A 23,658-nucleotide genomic window follows, 5' to 3' on the forward strand; every position below is an offset into this window, starting at 1 on the left:
CTTCCTTGGCCGGCCAGCGGCCGGCACTACCCGTTCCTTGACCGGCCAGCGGCCGGCACTACCGTCCCCCTACTTCGAGGTCTCATCATGGCTCCTTCCAACACGTCCTTCCTGCATGGCTGGCGCCTGTTCGTGGCCGTAGCGGTGGTCCTGATCGCCTTCGCGCTGGCGGCCTTCGCCCTGTATCCCGATGCAGCCGAAGGCAGCCGAGCCGCGATCCGGGTCACTGCGCGCACGTCGTTCCTGCTGTTCCTGGCAGCGTTCACGGCATCGTCGTTCGCCAGCCTTCTGCCCGGCCCGTTCACCCGCTTCCTGCTGCGCGAACGGCGCATCATCGGCCTGTCCTTCGCGTTCTCGCACCTGTTGCATGCAGTCGCGATCACCAGTTTCGGCGTCCTCAACCCGGCGTTCTGGCCAGCACGATCCGCACTGGCCAACCTCCCGGGCACGGTGGGCTACATTGCCATCCTGGCGCTGGCCATCACCTCGCACCGGGGGCTCGCCCGGCGCATGGGACCCACCGCCTGGCGTCGCCTGCACGTCACCGGCATGTGGATCATCGCGGCGGTGTTTACCTACTCGTACTTCAAGCGCGTTCCGGGCAACTTCTGGTATGCGGTGCCGTCGGCGCTGCTGTTCACCGCCTTCGTGGTGCGCTGGATTGCCAAGCGGGCGCAGGCGCTGCGCCGAAGTGCGCATGTGCGGCCGCCGCTGCGGGCGGCCTGAGGGGCTGGGGCCAGATGCCTTTACCTGCGGGAATGGGATCTGACCCCCACTTCAGGTCAAGGCGCGCGGCGCAGCGTGATCAGGGTGATCTCCGACGGCACACCGATGCGCGCCGGGAAACCTGCCCAGAGGCCCGCACCGTTGCTCACGTACAGTGTCATCCCGTCCACGTCGTAGCGGCCGGAGACATAGCCGCCGTTGGCTCGTTTCACCAGCTGGTCCATACCAAAGATCTGCCCGCCGTGGGTATGCCCGGACAATTGCAGCTTCACACCGCGCGCGGCAGCTTCACGCGCATTGCGCGGGCGGTGATCGAGCAGGATCACCGGTGCAGAGGGATCGGCGCCGGCCAGCGCGGTTTCCAGATCCGGCAGCGGCAGGCCATAGCGTGCCGCCACCGGATCGGTGACGCCGGCGATGGTCAGCGCAGCATCGCCGCGCCGCACCTGCAGGTGGCTGTTCTCCAGCACCTGCATGTGCAGCGCGCGGAACGCCTGCATCCACGCCTGGTACTGCGCGTAGTACTCGTGGTTGCCGGTGATGGCGACGACGCCGTCCGGCGCCCGCAGGTCCGCGAGCGGGCGCGCGTCGTCACGGCGGGCCTCGACACTGCCGTCGATCAGATCGCCAGTGATCACGATCAGGTCCGGTGTCAGTGCGTTGCTCTCGTCCACAACCCTGCGCACCCAGTCGCCGGTCAGCAGGCGGCTGGCATGGATGTCGGTCAGCTGCAGCACGCGATAGCCGTCGAACGCAGCAGGCAGATCCTTGATCGCCACGTCGATCTGCCGAGGCTGGGGCACGGCCATGCCCTGGCTGATGCCATAGCCACTCACAAGCAGCGCCAGCAGGCTGGCCAACGGCCGCAGCTTCGAGGCGCGCAGGACCGATGCGATGCGCGGCCAACGCAGCAGGCGCGAAAGCAGCAGGCCGGCATCCAGTACCAGCATCATCAAGGCCAGCAGCAGTACCGCCGTGGAGCCGGTGGCCAGAACGGCGATGGCCAGCTTCGGGATCTCTGGCGAGGCCATCGTGCCCCAGAAGGTGGCGACGATGCGCAGCTGCACGGCAACGCCCACCAGCAGCAGCGACAGCACGACCTTCATCCAGATGGGCATGCGCAGTGGCCAGAACAGGCGCCAGGCCACATACAGGCCCATCAACAAACCGATCGTACTCAGCACTGCAACCATCCAGGAAAGAAAGCGGGCCCACCATGGTGACGGCTGCCGGCCGTGTTGTGTAGCGCCGAGCCCATGCTCGGCTGCCCAGGAAGCCGTCGAGCATGGCTCGACGCTACAGAACCCCGATCGCGCATGGCTCGACGCTACGGATGCCCCCGGCGCTCCACCCGCAGGCGGGCGATGCGACGCTTCTCCATCGCCAGTACGGTGATGCGAACATCCGCAATCTCCACCGCGTCACCGATGTCCGGCAGGCGCCCCAGACGCTCCAGCACCAGGCCGGAGATGGTCATGTAGTCGGCACTGCGCGGCAGCGATACGCCGGCCAGCCGCTGCAGGTCGTCCAGAGTCAGCGCACCATCGGCCTCCCACTGGTCCTCGCCCTGCGCGACCACGCCATAGCGCTCGTCCTGGGTATCGACCAGGTCACCGGCAATGGCCGCCAGCAGGTCGTTGGCGGTCACCAGGCCTTCCACGCTACCGTACTCGTCCACCGCCACCGCCAACGGCACCGGGTGCTGGCGGATCAGTTCCAGCGCCTGCAGCGCGCTGGCACTGGACAGCACGTACTGCGGCTCGCGCAGGTTGCCTTCCAGCTGCAGCGGCCTGCCCTGCAGCAGGTCGGCCAGCAGGTCGCGGCTCTGCACCACGCCACGCAGGCTGTCCAGGTCGCCATCACCCACCAGCAGGCGGGTGTGCGGCGACGCCACCAGGCGTGCCACCACATCCTCCTGCCCACGGGCCAGGTCGATCCACTGCACGTCGGCACGCACCGTCATCACGCTCGACACCGGGCGATCAGCCAGCCCCAGCACGCTGCGGATCATCTCGTGCTCCGCCGGCTGCAGGCGCTCTTCGGCATCGACGTGTTCGTCCGCGCTTTCGTCGTCGTGGCCATTGGCCGGGCGCGCGCCCAGCATGCGCAGCACGGCGTCGGCGGTGCGCTGGCGGAACGGCTGGCGGCGCTCGTTGCGCTCACGGTTGAAACGCACCCACTGGTTGAACGCCTCGACCAGGATCGAGAAGGCAATCGCCGCGTACAGGTAACCCTTCGGAATCTTGTAGCCCAGGCCCTCGGCCACCAGGCTGAAACCGATCATCAGCAGGAAGCCCAGGCACAGCACCACCACCGTGGGATGCTTGTTGACGAAGCGCGTCAGGGGCTTGCTGGCCAACAGCATCAGCGCCATCGCGATGGTCACGGCGGCATACATCACGCCCAGGTTGTCGACCATGCCCACCGCGGTGATCACCGAGTCCAGCGAGAACACCGCGTCGAGCACCACGATCTGTGCCACCACCATTGCGAAGCTGGCGTAGACCTTCTTGCCATCCTCGTGGTGTTCGCGGCCTTCCAGCCGTTCGTGCAGCTCCATGGTGCCCTTGAACAGCAGGAACAGGCCACCGCCCAACAGGATCAGGTCACGCCCGGAGAAGCTGTGGTCGAACAGCGTCAGCAGCGGCTCGGTCAGTTTCATGATCCACGCCAACGCCGCCAGCAGCACCAGCCGCATCAGCAAGGCCAGCGCCAGGCCGATTACCCGCGCGCGGTCACGCTGGTGCGGCGGTAGCTTGTCGGCAAGGATCGCGATGAACACCAGGTTGTCGATGCCGAGAACGATCTCCAGCACGACCAGGGTTGCAAGGCCCATCCAGATCGAGGGGTCAGCCAACCATTCCATTTCAGGTCCGTTTCGTCAGTAGGTAAGTGAAAAGAGCGACCGCTCAGTCAGCGTCCTGTGCCTGCGCCGGGTCGTGCCCGAGCAGGTCGCCGGGCGTGCACTGCAGCTCGCGGCAGATCGCATCAAGGGTGGAAAAGCGGATGGCGCGCGCCTTGCCGGTCTTCAGGATCGACAGATTGGCCAGGGTGATGTCGATGCGCCCGGCCAGCTCGGACAGGGTCATGCCGCGTTCCTGCAGCATGCGGTCCAGGGTGATGACGATCGCCATCAGATGACACCGTCGAGGTCGTCGCGCATCGCTGCGCCCACGGCGAAGACGCGCGCCAGCACGAACAGCATCAGCACGGCCACCAGGCCAGTGATCGACATACCACCGCCGACCTCCATCCAGGTGAAATCCGGGCCCATCCAGGCCGAATAGGCACCGATCAGGATCGACAGCAGTTCCATTGCCAGCATCAGCCAGGCCATGCGCTGCAGCCGCCGTGCATTGGCGTGGGTGAACGGCCGCTCGCGCGCCGCCGACTTCAGCAGCCTCAGCAGATGGCGCAGGAACAGCAGGCACAGCACCAGCAGCGCGATGATCGCGCCCAGGCCCAGGCAGAAGTGCAGGAACAGATCATTGCCGTGCGCGGCAGCGGCCTCGGCGTCATGCACGCTGTCGAGCAGCCAGCGACGGTCGTGGGCGACCAGCGGCACCGCCAGCAGTGCGGCCAGGATGCCCAGCCAGCACATCGCCCGGACGGCCTGTACGCCGGCCTGGGCCAGGGCAAACAGGCCTCGCGCGGGTCTGGCGCGGGCGGGACGAGCGGTCAAGCGGCCTCCGGTGTTGGGGTGGACGCGCCGCCCCGGGATGGATTTATCGATAAACGATATATTACACGCTGCGTGAAAGGCTGAACCGCAGGCGTGGCTCCTGTCAGGGCCCGGGCGCGCCCCGCTCCAGCATTGCCTCACCCGGCGTCGCAGAGGCCATCGCCTGCACGCCGGCATCGGCGGCCTGCCGCGTGACCAGGCGGAAGCGCACCTGCAGCTTGCCCTGCCCCGGGGTGGCCCAGCCGTACTGGATGGCCACCTGATCGGCCGACAGCGGCCCACGTCCCGGCAGCGAGCGCACCTGCAACGGCATCGGCGCGGCCTGCACCAACCGGGCGAATCCCTTCTGCACGACCGCCGCGTCGGCCTTCTCGGCGTAGACCGTGCACGTGCCATCGTCAGCCCAGCTCACCGCATAACGGCCACTGGCCAGGGGCACCATCCAGGCCACACCCGATTGCCCCTGCAACAGCGTGGCGGCTTCGGCGGGCTGCAGCGGCGACAGCCCATTCGATTCCATCAGCGACTGCAACCGCGCCGGGGCCCCGATGTGCTGCATGCAGGCGGTATCGAACAACTCGCTGAAGGGATCCTGCGCCGGAGCCTTGGCCTTGGGCGTGCGCGCGGGTTGCGCCGCCGCCAGGGTGGGCAGCAGGGCCAAAGCCAGCCAGAACGCAGGACGCATCGGGATTCCACGCTACGGAAAACAGCAGGGAGGATGGCAAAGCCCGGGCGTGCCGCGCAATGGGTCATGGCTTGACAGCCGCCACCGGCGGGAGGAGTATCAGTTAACGAATTAGTTAATTAGCTCGCCATGGACCGCATCTTCGAAGCCCTTGCCTCCACCGCCCGCCGGCAGATCCTGGCCTATCTCAGTGCCGGCGAACTCAGCGCGGGCGAGCTGGCCGAGCGCTTCGACTTCAGCAAGCCGGCGTTGTCCAGCCACCTGCGCATCCTGGAGGAAGCCGGACTGATCGAACGCGAGAAACGCGGCCAGTTCGTGTACTTCAGGCAGGTACCCGACCGTTTGGCCAACACGTTGTTCTCGTGGGCGGCCGAAGTCTGCCCGGTCGGCGGCCCGCTCAAGCGTGAAGCCCGCGCCCGTCGCAAGGCCCCCGCCCGCTGATCCGCCCCGCCAAGGAGCATGACGATGCCTGGTTCGACCCGCGATCGCCGTTCGTTTCCAGCAGTGCAGCTTCCGGCACAGGACGGCGGCAGTCCGACCGAAGTCACCCTGATCGCGCAGCTCGGCATCGGTGCCGGTGACGCGCTGGTGAGTGACGCCGGCCAGCGTCAGCGCCACCACCCGGCGTTCATCGATGCGTTGGATGAACCTTCGGCGCGACTGGGTGGCATGCACCTGCAGCACGGGGATGCCTCCTCGCTGTACAGCTTCACCGTCGGTGCCGGTGGCCATCCGTTTCATCGCCATGCAGGCCCGCGCATGTTCACCGCCATCGCCGGCAGCGCGGGAGCCGAGCTGCGTTTCGCCACCGCCTCCGACACGCAGCTGGCAGCAGATCCCGGTGCCTTCGCGCGCACGCTTCGGCGCATCCGCATCCCACCGGACTGCCTGTTTACCGTGCGCTTCGGCGGCGGCACCTGGCACCAGTTCGCGTCGAACCATCCTGCACATCCCGCGCTGTTCGCGTTGTCCTGCCACAGCAATGAACTGGCCGGCGCGATGAGCGAGCAGGCGCGTGCACAGGTGCAACGCAATGCCGCCGATATCCCCAGCCTGACCGAGGTGCTTCCGGAATCGCACTGGCCTTCGGGCACTTCGCTTGCGGCGGCACCGCTGTTGCAACTGTCGCTGCAGGCGGCGCCTCCCAGCCTGTGCGCACACCTCTGCGCGCGTACCCGTGCCCTGCTCGGCCCGCAGCGCCGCATCCCCATGCGGCCGCTGCACGGGTTCGTCGAACGTGCCACACCGGCCTATCCCATCCGTTCGCGGCCCGCCGCCACCGATGGCCTGCTGCCCACAGCGCTGCCGCACAGCCACTACCAGGACCTGACCACCCTGTGCCTGGAACCCTCGCAGGTGGTCCACCGCTCCGCGTCGGCACTGCTGGCCGATGTACTGGACGGCTTCCTGCGCAATCCGCCCAGCGGCGTAGGCCATCTGATGGCGCTGCGAAACCGACTGGTGGCGCCGTTGCGGTTGCGCACGTCGCCGCTGGGATGCCCGGTGTCGTCACTGCTGTCCACCGATCGCAGCCGGTTGTTCGCTGGTCGATTTCCGGTGCTGGATTCGCACATCGATACGCAGGACAACGACGCCGAGGTCCTGCTCGGCGCCGACGATCGGCACCTGCGTTTCCGCAGCAGCGTGCGCGTGCAGCGGCGTAGCGATGGACATGTCGAGATCAGCCTGGGCTCTCGCGTGCAGACCTTCAATGCGTTCGGCGGCATGTACATGGCACTGATCGACGCCGGGCACCGGCACTATGTCGCGCCGGCACTGCTGCGGCGTGCGGTGGAACACGCCTTGGCACCGGAGCTGGCCAATGTTGGGGATCCGGCAGCACACCCTGCGAACTGCTGACCCTGGAACACGACGCGCCGGGCCCTGCACGGTTCCGCTCAGATAACGATTTCGCCCTCGTCCTCGCCATCCCAGTAGTGGATGCGGCTGGCGCGCACGTGAATCAGCACCAGTCCCGGTGTATCCACGCCCTGTTCGAACCATCGCTCCAGGTCCTTCACCCAGTGCTGGCTCATCGTGGCCCGGTCGCGCACCAGCGCTGCCCTTCCCTGCACGTGCACGAACAACGGTGGCTTGCCCAGCAGCGACTTGCTGCCGGAAAAACCCAACGCGACGGCGGGGTCAGCTTCAATCTCGCGCACCATGTCGGTGTCTTCGGTGGTGAAAAACCAGCTGTCACCGTCATAGTCCACGTCGCCGTTGTTGCTCATCGGACGACCGGCAATCTCTCCGCCGGCGTGGGTCTGCAGCATCGTGAAATCGATGCCGGCCATTTTCCTGGACAGTTCAGGCAGGGTGAGCTGGGTCATGTCGTCGTCCCTCGTCGGATGGAGTCCCAGCGTCTGCGCAGAGCGGTGACCGAAGCGTGGATGGGCAGTTGCGACCTCTTCACAGAAAACGCGATAGGGCTCATGGCACGTGTGTGACGCATTCCTCACCACCACATCCGCGTTAACAGCGGATGGAGGAACGGTCCTCCACGCCGCGACACGCCTCTAACAGGGCATTGCCCGAGAATCGCGCAACCTCGCGATGCATCCGGCATGGCCGCCGGCATCACCGGGGCTCCCCTCCGCAACCGCATGGCCCCCACATGGACCTGTTCGCCTGGCTCGCGTTCGGCTGCTACCTGTTGACGTTCTTCATTGTCTCGCTGTTTGCTGCGGCCTACCTGAAACGCTCGGACTTCATGCCCTACCACGGCCAGGCCGTGGGCCTGCCATGGAAGGAGGTCGAACCGCGCATGCAGTTGCTGCTGATGGCACTCATCCGCGTGGTCGGCGCCGGTTGGATCGCACTGGCCGGCGCCGGCGTGATGCTGGCCTGGCTGATCTTCTTCGGCGGACACTTCGCGCTGCCGCAACTGCTGGCCTTCCAGTTGTTCTGCCTGGTCGCCACCGTGCCGCCGGTACTGGTCGCTTCCGGCGTGCGGCGACGCACCGGTGCGCGTACACCGGTGCCCGCCGGCGCCGCGGTGGTGCTGCTGTCGGTCATCGGATTCGTGCTGGCCCTGTTGGCACTGTCCTGATGCGTGCTCCCTCCTATCCCTCCATCGAGGCTCCCATGAATCCCGAATCGATCTTCTACAGCGTGGTCAACGGTGATCTGCCGCCCTCCCAGGCGGGCACCCTGCTCGGCTGGCGATTCGTCGACTACGACGACGCACTGCGCCGCATCCATGTCGAGTTCGACGCCGGGCCGATGCTGACCAACCCGATGAGCAACGTGCAGGGAGGCTTCCTGTCGGCGATGCTGGATGACTGCATGGGGCCGGCGATCTACGCCACACTGCCCGCCAACCGCATCGCGGTCACGGTGGAATCCAAGACCAGTTTCGTCAGTCCGGCACGACCAGGGCGCATCATCGGTTGGGGCGAAGTCGAGCACAGCAAGGGGAGCATCGCCTTCACGCGTGGCTGGCTGACTGACCCGGCAGGCAACGTACTGGCCACCGCCACCGCCACCTTCCGGGTGGGTGCGCTGCGCTGGCGTGGATTATCGGTACCACGTCCGATCGCGCGCCGGATGATCGCGCGGACGCTGCGGCGGGTGCATGCACGCATCGGCTGACGCATGCCCTCAACGCGTGATGCGACCGCCACCCGCCACCCGTACCCGATCACGCCCCTGCGCCTTGGCCCGGTACATGGCCGCATCGGCGGCACGCAGCAGGGTGCGCCAGCCCAGCGCGTCGGTGCCGCCCTCGGCCACGCCGAAACTGGCGGTCACCCGCAGCACGGTGCCGCCGGCCAGCGCGATGTCCATCTGCTGCAGGGCCAATCGCAATGACTCGGCCAGCTGGCGGCCACCGGCCAGATCACCGTCGGCCAGCAGCACCAGGAATTCCTCGCCGCCATAACGGGCGATGCTGTCGCTGCGGCGCAGGTGGTGCCGCAACAACTGCGCCACCCGCACCAGCACTTCGTCGCCGGCATCATGGCCATGGCCATCGTTGATCGCCTTGAAGCGATCCACGTCCAGCAGGATCACCACGGCGCTTGCATCGCCCCCCGCGTGTCTCTGCTGCACCACCTCATCCAGCGCGCGCCGGTTCAACAATCCGGTCAGCTCGTCGGTGCCAGCGAGCTGGCGCAGCTCGCTGGTCAGTGCCGAGCGCTCGCGCGATTTCTCACGCAGTACTTCGATGGCGTCGAACAAGCGCTGCATCTCGGCCAGCGGGTGGGTGACATGCTGCTCCGGACCGGGTGCATCCGACGCAAGCTGGATCACCTGCGTCTGCGCCTGCAGCAACGGCTGCAGGATCTGCCGGTGGGCAATGCGCAATGCCACGCCCAGCACCACCAATGTGCCCAGCGCGGTCGCCACCAGCACGGCCAGGCGCATGGCCTCGCGATTGCGGGTGCGTTCAAAGCGGGCGATGGACACGCTCAGGTAGCCATCACGCAGCGCCTCAAGCGACTGCAGGGTCGGCACGTAGCGCGTGGTGAATTCGGCGGCGGTCCATGGCGGCGGCAGGCCTCGGCGGCCATCTTCGATCAACTGCTCGATCATCGGCAGCGATTCGCCGAAGAACTGCCGACGCGCCATGTCCCAGTGCCATGACAATTCCGGGTCACTGCGGAACACCGACTCGTGGCTGCCCGCCAACCGCCACAGCTCCAACAGGCGACCCTCGGTCTGCAGTGCAGCGCGTACCTGTTCCTCCCGCCATGCCCCTGGCACCGCCACCGGCGCCATCACATTCGAGGCCAGGCGGCCACCATGCTCGCGAAGATCGATCAGCACCTGGCCCTGCATCGCCGGAATCGCTGCTTCACGGTCGGCGCTGACCAGCACGTTGATCTGTGCCGAGGTCAGCAGGTGCAGGCGATCGACCACGGCGAACATGCCACTGATCGCACGCTCCACCTCCTCCACGCGGCGTGCGTCATGGGGTTGCGCCACGACCCGGTCGACCGCAGCCCGCGCCGATTGCAGGCGACGTTGCGCGTCGGCCAGCAGCCCATGCTCGTCGACCACTCCCGGATCAGCCTTGAACACGGTGTCCAGCTGCAGCAGGGCAGCGTCGACCCGCTTGCGCGCGGCCGCCAGCTGCGCGGCCAGCGGTGCCTGCTCGGCCGCATCGGCCGGGTCGGCCCCCAGCAGGCTGTTGGCGGGGCCGCGTTCGGCCGACACCAGGTTGGCCAGGTCGAAGGTCTGCCGCAGCTGGCGCAGGCTGGCCAGGTTGTCCTCGGCGGCCGTGAAGCGCAGCGTGCCCTGCACCAGTGCGATGGCCATCAGCGGCAGCGTACAGACTACGAACAGCCCAGCCAGGATCCAGACCCAGGTCCGCAATCCGATGGGCGACGCCTTGCGGGCCATGCACATTTCCCCTGTAGTGCCGAACACTGTAACGGCCGGCTACACAGGCGCCAAGCCACTCGCGGGCCAACCGTGGCGGTGGGTATACCCTGCCGACCGCGAACGCACCGACAAGGCCGCGCGAACATTCGAACCGGGACAAATACGTCATGCCCAGCCGCGTCAGATCCAGCGCTGGTCGACCAGTTCGCGCTTCACGTAGGCATAGAACACCGGCGCGGCGACCAGGCCCGGCAGGCCGAACGCCGCCTCCATCACCAGCATGGCCAGCAGCAGCTCCCAGGCACGCGCCTGGATCTCGCCACCGACGATGCGCGCATTGAGGAAGTACTCCAGCTTGTGGATCACGATCAGGTACAACAGCGCGGCCACAGCCACATAGAACGAGACCGACAACGCGACGATGCTGATGATGGTGTTGGAGATGATGTTGCCCACCACCGGCAGCAGGCCGGCGATGAAGGTGATCAGCACCAGCGTCTTGGAAAGGGGCAGGTGCACGCCGAACAACGGCAGCACGCCCAGCAGGAAGACGGCGGTGAAAAGGGTGTTGAGCAGGGAGATCTTCACCTGCGCGAACACCACCTGGCGGAACGCGGTGGCCAGGCGGCTGGTGCGCCCGATCAGCTCCTGCGCCAGCGGCCCCATCGTCGGCAGCGGCAGTTCATCGTACAGCGCGATCATCGCGCCCAGCACCATGCCGATCAGTACGCGTACACCCACCTGCACCACCGAGGTACCGGCCACGCCCAGCTGGCGCTGGTGCTCGGCGGCCCAGTCATTCAGCGCCGCACGCAGCGCCGGCATGTCCTCGGGGATATACGGCTGCAGCAGCGCTGGAACCTGGTGGCGCGACGAATTGAGGATATCCATCAGCCGTGCCAGCAGCGCGTCCGGCCCACCGGTCTCGTTGCGGAAGAACGAGGCCACGCCGATGCCGGCCAGCACCAGCGCGCTGATGATGATCGCCGACAACACGATCACCGCGATCGCCCGCGCCCGCCCCGGCGGCAGCTTGCCTTCCACGGTGGACGCCAGCACATGGGTCAGCTGGAACACCAGCAGGCCCGACAGCAGCGTCACCACCAGGCCGAGCTTCAGCGCCAGCCACATGCCCAACAGCATCATCAGCCAGGCCGCGATTCTCGCAACGGGGGGCTTGGGCTGGGCAACGAGGGCGTCTTGCATGGGCGGCGCGTCCGGGCGGGGTGGCCCATGGTAGAGGATTGGCGTGCCGATTCCGCGTGCAGGATGAACGGGCGTTTCGGCCTCGTTCGGCGGCAGCCGTGCCGCACTCACTCACCGTAGCTGGCTGTGTTCTTGCCCTGCCGCTTGGCGTGGTAGAGCGCGCGGTCGGCCAGTGCCAACCAGTCCTCGACACTACCGCCACGCGGCGTCGCGGCAATGCCGATACTCACGCTGAACTCCACGCCCGGCGTGGCCTGCCGCGCGGCCTCCAGCAGGTGCAGGCGCACCCGCTCGGCCACGTGCATCGCATCGACGGGCGCGCAGTCGCGCAGCAGCACCACGAACTCATCGCCCCCCAGCCGCGCGGGCGTATCACCGGGCCGGGCAAAGGTGCGCAATGTCGCCGCGATATGCCGCAGCACCTCATCACCGGCGCGGTGGCCATGCGAGTCATTGATGCGCTTGAAATCATCCACATCGAGCATCAGCAGGCAGGCAAAGCTGCCCAGCCCTTGTGCCTTGTCCAGCGCCTGCTGCGCACGCAGGATCAGGAAGCCACGGTTGGCCAGCTCGACCAGCGGGTCCATCCGGCTGAGCCGCTGCAGCTGACGGTTCTGCGATTTGACCCGGCGCGCCAGCTGCCAGCTGAGAATGCTGAGGCCGATGCCATACACGAACAGGAACGGGACACTCAGCACGATCGTGCGCTGCGAGGTGACCGGCTGGTAAGGGAAGCCGAGCAGCCACCAGGTGAGTGCGAAGCCCAGCAGCAGGGCCAGCGTGGCGCGCATCGCCAGGCGCACGCCACCGGCAGCGATCTTGTCGGCCACCAGCAGCGCGGCGAACAGTGCGCTGGGCACCGCGCTCAACGCCATGAAGGCGATCCAGCCACCGCCGAAGAAGGAGTCGGCCACCATGCAACGGAACTGGACGACCGCCGGCTGGCGGGAGCGCTGGGTCAGCAGCAATGCCAGTGCCGGCCACGCCAGCGCGTTGAGCAGCAGCAGGACCCACGCCAGCCCGCCATCCTGGCGTTCAAGCATGATCGAGGCGATGGGGATCGCTCCCAGTCCATTGCCGACGAAACGCATCCAGCCGATGCGACGTGCCGCGCCAATGCCTTCGACCGCGCCTTCCGCCGAATCGGTGAAGAATGGCATTGCCGCCCCCCTTGCGCGATCGCACCTGCTGCTAAGGCCCTTGCCGGGCTGCCTGCGATGAGTCTGACAGCTTTGCGTCAATTCGGGATCAAGGTTGCACGATATCGCGCGGGCCGGCTGCCACGCTCCGCGGCCCCACCCCGTGGTCACCTGCGTCGGGGCGCAGCCGTCGATCCCCGCACCATCAGGCTGAAATCCAGCGTCTGTTGAAGCGGAACATCCACCTGTTCGATGATGGCGAGCAGCAGGTTGACCGCGCGCGCGCCGATTTCCCGCATCGGCTGCCGGATGGTCGTCAGCGGCGGCGTGAGGTAGCGGGAAGACGCCAGATCATCAAAGCCGACGATGGACAGGTCTTCCGGCACGCGGATGCCCAGCTCCCGGCAGGCCGCCAGGGTGCCCAGCGCCATCTGGTCGCTGAAGCAGAAGATCGCGGTTGGTGCGGACGTGCCGTCCAGCAGCGCCATGGCAGCCGCATGGCCGGATTCCACTGAAAAATCCCCGGGCACGATGCTCAGCTGGCGCAGGCGGCCGCGCGCCTTGCCGGCCGCCCGCACCCCTTCCAGGCGCTGCTGGTGCAGGGGATTGTCCGGCGGCCCACCGACCACGGCGATCCGTTCATGGCCCAGTGCGTACAAGTGCTCCATGACGGCACGTGCGGCGGCGGCATTGTCGATGTGAACACTGGGCAGGCCCAGCGCGGGATCGAACTCGCAGCCGTTGACCACCGGCGCGGCAGCCCCCCTCTGCTGGACAATCTCGCGCGCCGTCGGTGGCAGGCGATGGCCAAGCACGATCATGCCGTCGGCCTCGTTGCGCCGGAGCATCTGCGCGTAGCGCTCCTCGCGGTCGGGCTGGTCCTGCGTATCGCCCAGCAGCACCGCATAGCCGACAGCCTGCGCGGCGTCTTCCGCCCCTTGCAGGATCTGCGCGAAGAACGGGTTGGCGATATCCGGCACCGTGACCAGGATCTTGCCGCTGCGCTGGGTCTTGAGCGTGCGGGCGACCGTGTTGGGCACGTAGCCCAACGCCGCGGCGGCCTGCTCGATGCGCGTGCGCGTGGCCGGCAGCACTTTGTCCGGCCGCGAAAGTGCACGCGACACGGTGCCGGCGGAGACGCCGACGTGCTTTGCGATGTCGTAGATGGTGGCCATGGCGTTAGTTCTCCCGCCCGCTGTGCACTGCACAACAGGTCCTGCGTAAGCCCCTGCTAGGATAATGCAATCGATTGCATCGAAGGCGAATAACGTTGAAGACGCTCAAGGGTCCAGCGCTGTTCCTGGCGCAGTTCATCGGCGACACGGCTCCTTTTGATCGGCTGGACACGCTGGCCGGATGGGCCGCGGGTCTGGGCTATTCTGGCGTACAAGTCCCCACCACGGCGCCCCACCTGTTCGATCTGGCCGAGGCGGCACGCAGCCAGGCGTACTGCGACGACGTCGCCGGCATGCTGGCCGGTCGTGGCCTGCAGATCACCGAGCTGTCCACCCATCTGCAGGGGCAGCTGGTCGCGGTCCATCCGGCCTACGACAGCCTGTTCGACGGATTCGCACCCGCGGACAAACGTGGCGATCCCGCGGCCCGCCAGGCCTGGGCAGTGGAGCAGCTTCTGTTGGCCGCCAAAGCCAGCCAGCGGCTGGGGCTGACCGCGCATGCCACGTTCTCCGGCGCATTGGCCTGGCCCTATTTCTATCCCTGGCCGCAGCGCCCACCGGGACTGGTGGAAGAAGCCTTCGCCGAACTCGGCCGCCGCTGGCGCCCGATCCTCGATGCCTTCGATGCCTGCGGCGTGGATCTCTGCTTCGAGATCCACCCGGGCGAGGACCTGCACGATGGCGCGACCTTCGAACGCTTCCTCGATGTGGTGGATCATCACCCCCGCGCCAAGATCCTGTACGACCCCAGCCACCTGCTGCTGCAGCAGATGGACTACCTGGGTTTCATCGACCGCTACCACGCGCGCATCGGCATCTTCCACGTCAAGGACGCGGAGTATCGCCCCAGCGCAAGCAGCGGCGTGTATGGCGGCTACCAGGACTGGATCGAGCGTCCGGGCCGCTTCCGTTCGCTCGGTGATGGCCAGATCGACTTCAAGGCGATCTTCTCGAAGTTCGCCCAGTACGACTTCCCCGGCTGGGCGGTACTGGAATGGGAATGCTGCCTGAAGCACCCCGAGGACGGCGCACGCGAGGGCGCCGCCTTCATCCGCGACCACATCATCCGCGTGACCGAACGCGCCTTCGACGACTTTGCCGACAGTGGCACGGACGCCGCATCACTGCACCGCATGCTGGGAATCTGAGCCAAGACCGCCCCGGGAGGGCAAGCCATGACGCACGCCATGTCGCGCCTGGGCGCGATGATGTTTCTGCAGTTCTTCATCTGGGGGGCGTGGTTCGTCACCCTCGGAACCTACCTGGTGCAGGGCCCGCTGCAGGCCAGCGCCAGCCAGGTGGCCACCGCCTTCCTCAGCCAGTCCATCGGCGCCATCGTGGCGCCGTTCCTGGTCGGGCTGATCGCCGACCGCTACTTCGCGGCGCAGCGCATCCTTGCGGTGCTGCACCTGGCGGGCGCGGTGCTGATGTGGCTGGCGTCCACGGCATCCAGCTTCAGCATGTTCTCCGCCTGCGTGATGGGCTACATGCTGCTGTTCATGCCGACATTGGCACTGGCCAACAGCGTGGCGATGCGGCACATGCAGTCGCCCGAGAAACAGTTCCCGCTGGTACGCGTGGCCGGTAGCATCGGCTGGATCGTCGCCGGTGTGCTGATCGGCTGGCTGGGCTGGGAACAGGCCCATCGGCTTGAACTCACCTTCCGCATGGCCGCGCTGGCATCGCTGGTGCTGGGCCTGTATGCATTCACCCTGCCGCACACGCCGCCACTGGCACAGCAGCGCGATGCCGGGCTGGGGCAGATCCTGGGGCTGGATTCGTTGCGTCTGCTGAAATCGCGTGCCTATCTGGTGTTTTTCCTGGCGTCCATCGCCATCTGCATCCCGCTGTCGTTCTACTACAACTTCACCAATCCGTATCTCAACGACCTGGGCGTGCGGGGTGCAGCAGGCCTGCAGTCGCTGGGCCAGGTCTCCGAAGTGCTGCTGATGCTGGCCATGCCGTTCCTGTTCGTGCGGCTGGGAGTGAAGACCATGCTGGCGGTCGGCATGGCCGCCTGGGTGGTGCGCTACGCCATGTTCGCCTTCGGCGATGCGGGCAGCGGCTTCTCGCTGCTGGTGATCGGCATCGTGCTGCACGGCATCTGCTACGACTTCTTCTTCGTCACCGGCCAGATCTACACCGATGCGCATGCCGGCCCCGCCGCGCGCAGCAGCGCGCAGGGCTTCATCACCCTGGCTACCTACGGCGTGGGAATGCTGATCGGCACCTTCCTGTCCGGTGCGGTGGTGGAGCACTTCACCACCGAGGCCGGCCCCGACTGGCAGCAGATCTGGCTGTTCCCGGCCGGCGTTGCACTGGTGGTGCTGATCGCCTTCCTGCTGCTGTTCCGCGACCGGCCGGCGGTCGTGGCCACGCCTTCCACGCCCTGAGGACCCGCCCGATGCCCAAGCTTGGAATCGCCATCGTCGGCGCTGGCATGATCGGTGCCGTGCATCGTCGCGCTGCACTGCTGGCGGGCGCCGAGGTACGCGGCGTCGCCGCCTCGTCACCGCAGCGCGCGCATGAGGCCGCGCAGTCCTGGAATGTCCCACGCGCCTATCGGGATATCGAGGAGGTGATCGCCGATCCTCAGGTGCAGGTCGTGCACGTGTGCACGCCCAACCATCTGCACCGCGCCATGGCACAGGCCGCGCTGGAAGCCGGCAAGCACGTGATCTGCGAGAAGCCGCTGGCGACGACGCTGGACGATGCGCGGGCGCTGGCGACACTGGCCGCATCGACCGGATTGGTTGCCACGGTGCCCTTCGTCTACCGCTACCACCCGGTGGTCCGCGAGGCGCGCGCACGCATCGCCCAGGGCGATCTGGGGCCGTTGCACCTGATCCACGGCAGCTACCTGCAGGACTGGCTGCTGGATCCGGCCAGCAACAACTGGCGCGTGGACCCCGCGCAGGGAGGCACGTCGCGCGTGTTCGCCGACATCGGTTCGCACTGGTGCGACCTGGTCGAATGGGTCAGTGGCGAGGGCTTCGCCGAAGTGAACGCGGCGTTCTCCACGGTAATCGCCGAGCGTGGCGCCGTCAGCGGGCAGAGCTTCAGCACGCCAACGGCCGCCAGCGCGATGCAGGCTGTCACCAGCGAAGACGTGGCCGCAGCGATGTTCAGGACCGGCGCCGGCACGCTGGCGTCATTGACGGTCAGCCAGGTCTCGGCCGGACGCCACAACCGCCTCTGGTTCGAGATCGATGGCGCCAAGGCCAGCGTGGTCTTCAACCAGGAGGATGCCGAACGACTCTGGATCGGCCTGCCCGATCAGCGCGAGGAAACCTTCATGCGCGGCCCCGGTGCCGGCAGCGCCGAACAACGCCGCCTTTCCGTGCTGCCGGCCGGGCATGCACAGGGCTACGCCCAGTGTTTCGAGGCGTTTGTCGCCGACACCTATCGCGCCATTGAGGGCGAGCGGCCGCAGGGCCTGCCCACCTTCGAAGACGGCCTGCGCTCGGCACGGATCGTCGATCGCGTCATTGCATCAGCCAGGTCACGTGCCTGGACCACCATCGGTTGAATTCCGGGAGGATCTGTTGATGAAAGCTCTTTTCCGTAGAAGTGCAAGTCTCATCCTGCTGCTCGCTGCCCTGCCCGCCTTCGCGAGCGAAGCCGCCACCACGCAGAAGCCGATCGCGGTGCAGATGTACACCCTGCGCAATGCAGGCTCGCTCGATCAGCAGTTGAAGATCGTCCACGACGCGGGCGTCCGTGCGGTGGAAACGGTCGGTACGCAGAACACCAGCGCCACCGAACTCAAGCAGCTGCTGGACCGGTATTCGATCAAGGCGGTTTCGTCGCACGTGCCACTGGCCGAGCTGCGGGGCAACCTGGATGGTGTGGTGACGTTCAACCGGTCGATCGGCAACAGCACGCTGGTGGTGCCTTACCTGGACCAGAAGGACCGCCCAACCGATGCCGCGGGTTGGACCGCATTGGGCAAGGAGCTGGGCCGCATCGCCAAGCAGGTGCGCGGCAAGGGCATGCGCCTGGCCTATCACAACCACGACTTCGAGCTGGCCGACTTCGACGGCCAGACCGGGCTGGAGCTGCTGTTCGCAGCGGCCGGCCCCGACCTGCAGACCGAGCTGGACCTGGCCTGGGTCGCACGTGCGGGCCTGGACCCGGCGGTGATGCTGGGAAAATTCCGCGGTCGCGTGTTCGCGGTGCACGCCAAGGACAATGCGCCCAAGGGCCAGGCCCAGGACGAAGACGGATTCGCCGCCGTGGGCCAGGGCGTGCTGGACTGGAACGCGATCCTGCCCGCCGCTGCGGCGGCCAAGGTGCAGTGGTACATCGTCGAGCACGACCAGCCACGCGACCCGGCCAAGGTCATCCAGACCGGCGCGGACTACCTGCGTGAACACCTGCCCGCCAACGTGCCCACCCGTGCACGGCGCTGACGCATCAAGGAGCCCCACATGAAGATGATCCTGGCCCTGGCCCTGGCCCTGGGCGGCATGAGCACTTCAACGGCAGCCCGGGCCAAGGACGATCCTGCCGCCGGCGCGAAACTCTATGCCCAGCACTGCACTGCCTGCCACGGTGCTGAACGCGCCGGCGTACCGCCTACCTTCCCGGCGCTCACCGACGTCGGCAAGCGGCTTCAGCCCGCCCAGGTCAAGGACAAGATCAGGAAGGGCGGAGGATTGATGCCGCCCTTTGCCCAGCTGTCGCAGCAGGAGATCGACGACCTCGCCAGCTATCTGGCGAAGTAGGCGGCCGGCGACCACGCCGGCCGCGTGCCGCTACAGTTCGCGCACCCAGATGTTGCGGTAGCTGACCCTGGAGTCATGCTCCTGCAGATAGAGCGGCGCGCACGCATGGGGTGCGTACGAAGGCGCACCGATGTACTCGGTCCTGCCTGCCAGCACGGTGTCGTCCTGCACGAGTACGCCGTTGTGCAGCACGGTGATGCGCGCGGGCGACGTCAGGCCGCCGCCCTGCGAGAAGCGCGGTGCCTTCCAGATGATGTCGTAGACCTGCCACTGGCCCGGTGCGCGCGAGGCGTTCACCCGTGGCATGGCCTGCTTGTAGATCGAACCCGCCTGGCCGTTGGCATACGTCGGGTTGTTGTAACTGTCGAGCACCTGCAGCTCGTACAGTTCCTGCAGGAAGATGCCGCTGTTGCCCCGGTTCTGGCCGTCGAAGCCCTTCGTCTCGGTGGGGGTACGCCATTCGACATGCAGCTGGACATCGCAGAAGCGTTGCCGGGTGCGGATGCCCTTGCTGCCCGGAACGACGGTCATGGCGCCATCGGCAACCGTCCAGGGCACGCGCCCGCCCTGCTCTGCCTCCCACGCCGAGACATCCTTGCCATCGAACAGCACGATGGCATCGGAGGGGGCCTTGCCTGGCGGCGTGGCCACGACTGCGGGCACGGGCGTCCACACTTCGGTCTTCTTCGGGTCACGCGCAGCGTCGGTACCGTCCTGAGCGAATGCAGATGCAGCGGCCAGCAGGCCGGCCGTGATCAACGCAGGGCGGATCATCAGGATGGTGTCCATCAGCTGGTCCCCCACGCGGGCGTACCGGGGACATAGGCCAGGTCACCGTCGTAGCGGCCCGGCACGGCGACGTACTGCAGCACACCGGTCGCCCCGACCTTTGAAGTGAAGAAGCCGAAGATGGCCAGCTGCTTGATCATCGTGAAGTAATGCGGCATGGCCTCGCCTTCCTCGGGAGTGCCGGTCTCGGTCACGTCGGCATTGCGTGCCTTGGCTTCGGCGTCCAGCGTTCGCAGCAACCCGGTGCGGGCTTCCGGCGTGAGCGATACGAAACGGCCACCGGCGCGCGTGTCGATGTCGGCCAGGCCGGCGCGGAACGTCGCCTGCTGCCGGGCGGTGTAACAGTCGCTGACGAACGTCGCCATGAACGCACCGGCACCCGCGTCCTTGGCCCCGGGCGTCCTTGTCCGCGGCAGGATAGTTTCGGCGATCTCGTCCAGCATGCCGATGTCGGCATCGGAGAACGCGGGCATCGCCCCGGCAGCCGGCACCTTGCCATGCACCAGCGCAGGCAGGCCAACCATGGCCGCACCGGTAGCGGCAACGATCATCTTCAACAGTTCGCGGCGATCCATCAGAGGTTCCCCGCTTTCAGTTCGCGTACCGCATGGTCGGCCGCGCGCGCGGTCAGCGCCATATAGGTCAGCGAGGGATTCACGCAGGCGCTGGAGGTCATGCAGGCACCATCGGTCACATAGACATTGGGGGCATCCCAGACCTGGTTGTGCGCATTCAATACCGAGCTTTTCCGATCACGTCCCATGCGTGCGGTCCCCATCTCGTGGATGCCCTTGCCCGGGGCATAGTCGTTGTCGTGCATCTTCACCTCCTTGACCCCGGCCGCCTCCAGCATCTCGGCGGCATCGGCGGCCATGTCCTTGCGCATCGCCAGTTCATTGGCGCGCATGGACACGTCCATCGCCAGCACCGGCAGTCCCCATTTGTCCTTGCGGTCGTGGTCCAGGCGGATCGTGTTGTCGTGGTGCGGCAGCATTTCACCGAACCCGGTCATGCCGATGCGCCAGTCACCCGGCACGGTCAGTGCCTCCTTCAGATCGGCACCGATGTTGAGCTCGGCGATCTCGCGCGACCATCCGGTGCGGCTGGCACCGCCCTGGTAGCCGAACCCGCGCAGGTAGCCGCGCTTGTCGGCCGCGACGTTGCGGAACCGAGGAATGTAGAAGCCGCAGGGACGACGGCCGAAGTAGTACTTGTCTTCGTAACCCTCGACCCGGCCCGAGGCGCCGGCCCCGAAATGATGGTCCATCACGTTGTGCCCCAACTCGCCGGACGAAGAGCCCAGCCCGCCGTCCCAGACGTCGGTGGCCGAATTCATCAGCAGCCACGTCGAGTTGAACGACGATGCATTGAGGAAAATGACCTTGGCCGTGTACTGGTAGGTCTGGCCGGTTTCGGCGTCGATCACCTCCACGCCACGCGCACGCTTGCGATCCTTGTCGTAGAGCACTTCCTTGACGATCGAGAACGGCCGCAAGGTCAGGTTCCCGGTTTTCATCGCCGCCGGCAGCGTCGCCGCCTGGGTCGAGAAGTAGGCACCGAAGGGACAACCCAGGATGCACTTGTTGCGGTACTGGCAGTTGACGCGCCCCTGCTCGGGCATCGGCTGGGTGATGTTGGCAGTGCGCGAGTGGATCATATGGCGCGTTCCGCCGAAGGCCTTCTTGATGCGCGCGGCCACATCCTTCTCGACGATGTTCAGGGGAATCGGCGGCAGGAACTCGCCGTCCGGCAGCACGTCCAGTCCTTCGCGCGTGCCGGCGATGCCGGCGAACTTCTCCACGTGGTCGTACCACGGCGCGATGTCGGCGTAGCGGATCGGCCAGTCGGTGGCGATGCCGTCCTTGAGGTTGGCCTCGAAATCCAGATCGGAGAAGCGATAGCTCTGCCGCCCCCACATCAAGGAACGACCACCGACGTGGTAGCCACGGAACCAGTCGAAGCGCTTGGTCTCGATGTAGGGCGATTCCTGTTCGTTGGCCCACATCCCTTCCAGGTTCTCGGCCAGGCCGTAGTCGCGCATCAGCACCGGGAACTCGGCCTTCATTGCCTGCGTTGGCCGGTTGCGGTGCGGGAAATCCCACGCCTCCTTCATCGCGTTGACGTAGTCCTTGACGTGCTCGATGTTGCGCCCGCGTTCCAGCATCAGGACCTTCAGGCCCTTCTCGGTCAGCTCCTTCGCCGCCCAACCGCCACTGATTCCCGAGCCAACAACAATGGCGTCGTAGTGATTATCTGCCATGGGTTTCTCACCTGGGTGGATATCGTTTCAGACGTCGCAGAGGCGGATCGCCTCGCGCAATGAGGCAACGGGATCGGGCGCTGCAGGCGTGAATTCCTGCGCCAGATACCCCTTGAAACCGGTGTCGCGGATCGCGCGACAGATGGCTGGATAGTGGAGCTCCTGCTGGTCTCCGATCTCGTTCCGGCCGGGCACGCCTGCGGTGTGGTAGTGCTTGAAGCAGGCGTGATGCTTGCCGATGGTGGCGATGATGTCGCCCTCCATGATCTGCATGTGGTAGATGTCGTAGAGCAGGCCGAAATTGTCCGAGCCAAGCCGCTGGCACAGCTCCACACCCCACGCGGAGTGGTCGCACAGGTAGTCGCGATGATCGACCTTGGAGTTGAGCAGCTCCATCACCAGCACCACCCCGCGCTTCTCGGCATGCCCGAGGATGCGCTTGAGCCCGGCCTCGGCATTGGCCATGCCGTCCTGCGGGTCCATACCGTTGCGGTTGCCGGAAAAGCAGATGAGGTTTCGATAGCCGGCATCGGCGACCAGATCGATGTGCCGCGTGTAGCGTTCCACCAGCTGGTCGTGGAACTCGCGGCCGGCAAAGCCCTTGGTCAGGCCCAGTTCTGCGCCGTTGCACATCGAGCTGTACACGCCATTCGCCTTCAGCGTGGGCCAGTCTTCCGGGCCGACCAGGTCGATGGCGGCAAAGCCGATGTCCTTCACTGTCGTGCAGAGCTGGGCAACGGACAGCTGCGGGAAGGTCCAGCGTGCGACGGAATGCTTCAGGTTGCCCTTGAGTGGCGCCGTGGCGGCGAATGCGGGCAATGCGCCCGCGGTTGTCGCGGCCCCCAGGCCAATGCTGCCGGCAACTGCGATGCGCAGCGCATCGCGCCGCGTGAGCCCCCTCGAAGGAGCCGGTCTGATCGAATGGATGGTCATCCACCTTCCGGCCTCCCAACCGGTATCAAACGCAACGATTCACAGCAATGCAATCGATTGCACCATAGGGGAGGAAATTGTCTGTTTGCAAGTCGCGGTGCACGAAAAACTGATGGTGCGAGGCACAACGCAGATGGCATCGCGCACAAAGAAAAGCCCCGCATAAGCGGGGCTTTCTTTTCTGCTGCGAACGAGCGTTCGATCAGAACGGAATATCGTCGTCAGCGAAGTCGTCCATCGGCGGCGCCTGCTGCGGCTGCGGGCGCTGGTTGCCACCCTGGTTGCCGTAGCCACCACCCTGGTTGCCGCCCTGATTGCCATAACCACCACCCTGGCCGCCACGCTGGCCGCCGCCACCGCCGTACTCCTGGCGCGGGGCCTGCTGGCGCTGCGGACGATCGCCGCCGTAGTTGCCACCACCGCCGCCGCCACCGCCTTCACCGCGGCCGCCCAGCATCTGCATTTCATCGGCAATGATGTCGGTGGAGTACTTCTCCACGCCGTCCTGGCCGGTGTACTTGTCGTAGCGCAGGCTGCCTTCGACGTAGACCGAGCTGCCCTTGCGCAGGTACTCGCCGGCGATCTCGCCGAGCTTGCCGAAGAACACCACGCGGTGCCATTCGGTACGCTCCTGCTGGTTGCCATCCTTGTCCTTGCGGACGCTGGTGGTGGCCAGGCTGATGCGGGTGATCGCCATGCCGCCCTGGGTGTACTTCACGTCCGGGTCGTTGCCGAGATTGCCGACCAGGATGACTTTGTTGATGCCGCGCGCCATAGGTACCTTCGTCCGTTGTCCAGGGGCAGACCGCCAGTGATAGCACAGCCCCGGGCGGGGGTGCAGTAGGCGAGGCCGCCCCTGTTGAAATTTGGGGGAATGCGAGAACGATGCATCTTAGCATTGCCGCCGCCATCCGCCCGGTCAGAAGACCCCGGCCGCGCAGGAGGATTGAACTGATTTCCTTGTCCGGCAATGACTTACCCTCGCTTCGGTGGACATCCGGAGGGGCATTG

General features: G+C 66.5%; 25 protein-coding genes. 10 read left to right on the forward strand and 15 right to left on the reverse strand.

What is annotated here, in order from left to right; all coding sequences use genetic code 11:
- Positions 1 to 87 precede the first annotated feature (87 nt).
- Positions 88 to 726 carry a ferric reductase-like transmembrane domain-containing protein gene (locus tag AC5P5X_RS07495; RefSeq protein ID WP_043034153.1) on the forward strand — a complete coding sequence of 213 codons (639 nt, stop codon included), beginning with the start codon at positions 88 to 90 and terminating at the stop codon, positions 724 to 726.
- A gap of 56 nt (positions 727 to 782) precedes the next feature.
- Here the strand turns inward: AC5P5X_RS07495 and AC5P5X_RS07500 are convergent, their stop codons facing one another.
- The 5 genes from AC5P5X_RS07500 to AC5P5X_RS07520 all read right to left on the reverse strand — a co-directional run bounded on the left by AC5P5X_RS07500 (position 783) and on the right by AC5P5X_RS07520 (position 5,093).
- Positions 783 to 1,919, reverse strand: coding sequence for a metallophosphoesterase (locus tag AC5P5X_RS07500; protein ID WP_099529769.1), 1,137 nt, complete (start codon positions 1,917 to 1,919; stop codon positions 783 to 785).
- Positions 1,920 to 2,053: 134 nt separating this feature from the next.
- Complete coding sequence (locus AC5P5X_RS07505; RefSeq protein ID WP_111189220.1) at positions 2,054 to 3,592, reverse strand: TerC family protein; 1,539 nt, start codon at positions 3,590 to 3,592, stop codon at positions 2,054 to 2,056.
- 43 nt (positions 3,593 to 3,635) lie between these two features.
- The gene (locus tag AC5P5X_RS07510; protein ID WP_005408494.1) at positions 3,636 to 3,860 is read right to left on the reverse strand and encodes a helix-turn-helix domain-containing protein; all 225 of its coding nucleotides are present in this window, start codon (positions 3,858 to 3,860) and stop codon (positions 3,636 to 3,638) included.
- Positions 3,860 to 4,327, reverse strand: a complete 468-nt coding sequence (locus AC5P5X_RS07515) for a DUF2975 domain-containing protein (RefSeq protein WP_005412578.1) — start codon at positions 4,325 to 4,327, stop codon at positions 3,860 to 3,862. Before AC5P5X_RS07515 ends, AC5P5X_RS07510 begins: the two co-directional genes overlap by 1 nt.
- Before the next feature lie 184 nt (positions 4,328 to 4,511).
- A complete protein-coding gene (locus tag AC5P5X_RS07520; RefSeq protein ID WP_005412577.1) occupies positions 4,512 to 5,093 on the reverse strand; it encodes an NMCC_0638 family (lipo)protein in 582 nt (193 codons plus the stop codon).
- A gap of 129 nt (positions 5,094 to 5,222) precedes the next feature.
- On the opposite strand from AC5P5X_RS07520, the gene AC5P5X_RS07525 reads away from it, so the two are divergent.
- Together AC5P5X_RS07525 and AC5P5X_RS07530 are read left to right on the forward strand one after the other, a co-directional pair.
- Positions 5,223 to 5,534, forward strand: a complete 312-nt coding sequence (locus AC5P5X_RS07525; protein ID WP_005408491.1) for an ArsR/SmtB family transcription factor — start codon at positions 5,223 to 5,225, stop codon at positions 5,532 to 5,534.
- A 24-nt stretch (positions 5,535 to 5,558) separates the two neighbouring features.
- The gene (locus AC5P5X_RS07530) at positions 5,559 to 6,953 is read left to right on the forward strand and encodes a DUF2867 domain-containing protein (RefSeq protein WP_111189219.1); all 1,395 of its coding nucleotides are present in this window, start codon (positions 5,559 to 5,561) and stop codon (positions 6,951 to 6,953) included.
- A gap of 38 nt (positions 6,954 to 6,991) precedes the next feature.
- On the opposite strand, the gene AC5P5X_RS07535 is transcribed toward AC5P5X_RS07530, so the two are convergent.
- Entirely contained in the window at positions 6,992 to 7,423 is a 432-nt protein-coding gene (locus tag AC5P5X_RS07535; RefSeq protein WP_005412573.1) for a pyridoxamine 5'-phosphate oxidase family protein, read from the reverse strand.
- Between the two features lie 284 nt (positions 7,424 to 7,707).
- Here AC5P5X_RS07535 and AC5P5X_RS07540 point away from each other — a divergent pair, with 284 nt between their 5' ends.
- Entirely contained in the window at positions 7,708 to 8,142 is a 435-nt protein-coding gene (locus AC5P5X_RS07540; protein ID WP_024956982.1) for a hypothetical protein, read from the forward strand.
- A gap of 35 nt (positions 8,143 to 8,177) precedes the next feature.
- Positions 8,178 to 8,684 (forward strand): PaaI family thioesterase, encoded by a 507-nt coding sequence (locus AC5P5X_RS07545; protein WP_111189218.1) that lies wholly within the window; start codon positions 8,178 to 8,180, stop codon positions 8,682 to 8,684.
- Positions 8,685 to 8,693: 9 nt separating this feature from the next.
- Here the strand turns inward: AC5P5X_RS07545 and AC5P5X_RS07550 are convergent, their stop codons facing one another.
- The 4 genes from AC5P5X_RS07550 to AC5P5X_RS07565 form a co-directional block, all read right to left on the reverse strand.
- Positions 8,694 to 10,436 carry a GGDEF domain-containing protein gene (locus AC5P5X_RS07550; RefSeq protein ID WP_111189217.1) on the reverse strand — a complete coding sequence of 581 codons (1,743 nt, stop codon included), beginning with the start codon at positions 10,434 to 10,436 and terminating at the stop codon, positions 8,694 to 8,696.
- 162 nt (positions 10,437 to 10,598) lie between these two features.
- Positions 10,599 to 11,624, reverse strand: a complete 1,026-nt coding sequence (locus AC5P5X_RS07555) for an AI-2E family transporter (RefSeq protein WP_049418568.1) — start codon at positions 11,622 to 11,624, stop codon at positions 10,599 to 10,601.
- A gap of 107 nt (positions 11,625 to 11,731) precedes the next feature.
- Positions 11,732 to 12,784 carry a sensor domain-containing diguanylate cyclase gene (locus tag AC5P5X_RS07560; RefSeq protein ID WP_111189216.1) on the reverse strand — a complete coding sequence of 351 codons (1,053 nt, stop codon included), beginning with the start codon at positions 12,782 to 12,784 and terminating at the stop codon, positions 11,732 to 11,734.
- Between the two features lie 146 nt (positions 12,785 to 12,930).
- Entirely contained in the window at positions 12,931 to 13,938 is a 1,008-nt protein-coding gene (locus AC5P5X_RS07565; RefSeq protein ID WP_043034159.1) for a LacI family DNA-binding transcriptional regulator, read from the reverse strand.
- Positions 13,939 to 14,033: 95 nt separating this feature from the next.
- Between AC5P5X_RS07565 and AC5P5X_RS07570 the strand changes: the two genes are divergently transcribed.
- The 5 genes from AC5P5X_RS07570 to AC5P5X_RS07590 are packed head-to-tail and all read left to right on the forward strand — an operon-like array spanning position 14,034 to position 18,665.
- Positions 14,034 to 15,086 (forward strand): sugar phosphate isomerase/epimerase family protein, encoded by a 1,053-nt coding sequence (locus AC5P5X_RS07570; protein ID WP_111189215.1) that lies wholly within the window; start codon positions 14,034 to 14,036, stop codon positions 15,084 to 15,086.
- Positions 15,087 to 15,113: 27 nt separating this feature from the next.
- Positions 15,114 to 16,331 (forward strand): nucleoside permease, encoded by a 1,218-nt coding sequence (locus AC5P5X_RS07575; RefSeq protein ID WP_111189214.1) that lies wholly within the window; start codon positions 15,114 to 15,116, stop codon positions 16,329 to 16,331.
- Between the two features lie 11 nt (positions 16,332 to 16,342).
- On the forward strand, positions 16,343 to 17,467 hold the full coding sequence (locus AC5P5X_RS07580) for a Gfo/Idh/MocA family protein (RefSeq protein ID WP_329761299.1): 1,125 nt from the start codon (positions 16,343 to 16,345) through the stop codon (positions 17,465 to 17,467).
- Between the two features lie 19 nt (positions 17,468 to 17,486).
- Entirely contained in the window at positions 17,487 to 18,350 is an 864-nt protein-coding gene (locus AC5P5X_RS07585; RefSeq protein WP_024956973.1) for a sugar phosphate isomerase/epimerase family protein, read from the forward strand.
- A gap of 18 nt (positions 18,351 to 18,368) precedes the next feature.
- The gene (locus AC5P5X_RS07590; RefSeq protein ID WP_012479397.1) at positions 18,369 to 18,665 is read left to right on the forward strand and encodes a c-type cytochrome; all 297 of its coding nucleotides are present in this window, start codon (positions 18,369 to 18,371) and stop codon (positions 18,663 to 18,665) included.
- Between the two features lie 30 nt (positions 18,666 to 18,695).
- On the opposite strand, the gene AC5P5X_RS07595 is transcribed toward AC5P5X_RS07590, so the two are convergent.
- From AC5P5X_RS07595 to AC5P5X_RS07615, 5 genes are all read right to left on the reverse strand, one after another.
- Positions 18,696 to 19,454, reverse strand: coding sequence for a 3-keto-disaccharide hydrolase (locus tag AC5P5X_RS07595; protein WP_032967124.1), 759 nt, complete (start codon positions 19,452 to 19,454; stop codon positions 18,696 to 18,698).
- On the reverse strand, positions 19,454 to 20,029 hold the full coding sequence (locus AC5P5X_RS07600) for a gluconate 2-dehydrogenase subunit 3 family protein (RefSeq protein ID WP_005412559.1): 576 nt from the start codon (positions 20,027 to 20,029) through the stop codon (positions 19,454 to 19,456). Before AC5P5X_RS07600 ends, AC5P5X_RS07595 begins: the two co-directional genes overlap by 1 nt.
- Positions 20,029 to 21,714 carry a GMC oxidoreductase gene (locus tag AC5P5X_RS07605; RefSeq protein WP_111189212.1) on the reverse strand — a complete coding sequence of 562 codons (1,686 nt, stop codon included), beginning with the start codon at positions 21,712 to 21,714 and terminating at the stop codon, positions 20,029 to 20,031. Before AC5P5X_RS07605 ends, AC5P5X_RS07600 begins: the two co-directional genes overlap by 1 nt.
- Before the next feature lie 27 nt (positions 21,715 to 21,741).
- Positions 21,742 to 22,647, reverse strand: coding sequence for a hydroxypyruvate isomerase family protein (locus AC5P5X_RS07610; RefSeq protein ID WP_111189211.1), 906 nt, complete (start codon positions 22,645 to 22,647; stop codon positions 21,742 to 21,744).
- A 202-nt stretch (positions 22,648 to 22,849) separates the two neighbouring features.
- Entirely contained in the window at positions 22,850 to 23,422 is a 573-nt protein-coding gene (locus AC5P5X_RS07615; RefSeq protein ID WP_005408464.1) for a single-stranded DNA-binding protein, read from the reverse strand.
- Positions 23,423 to 23,658 lie beyond the last annotated feature (236 nt).

It is taken from the genome of Stenotrophomonas sp. YJH_SMC_91 (assembly GCF_059368495.1).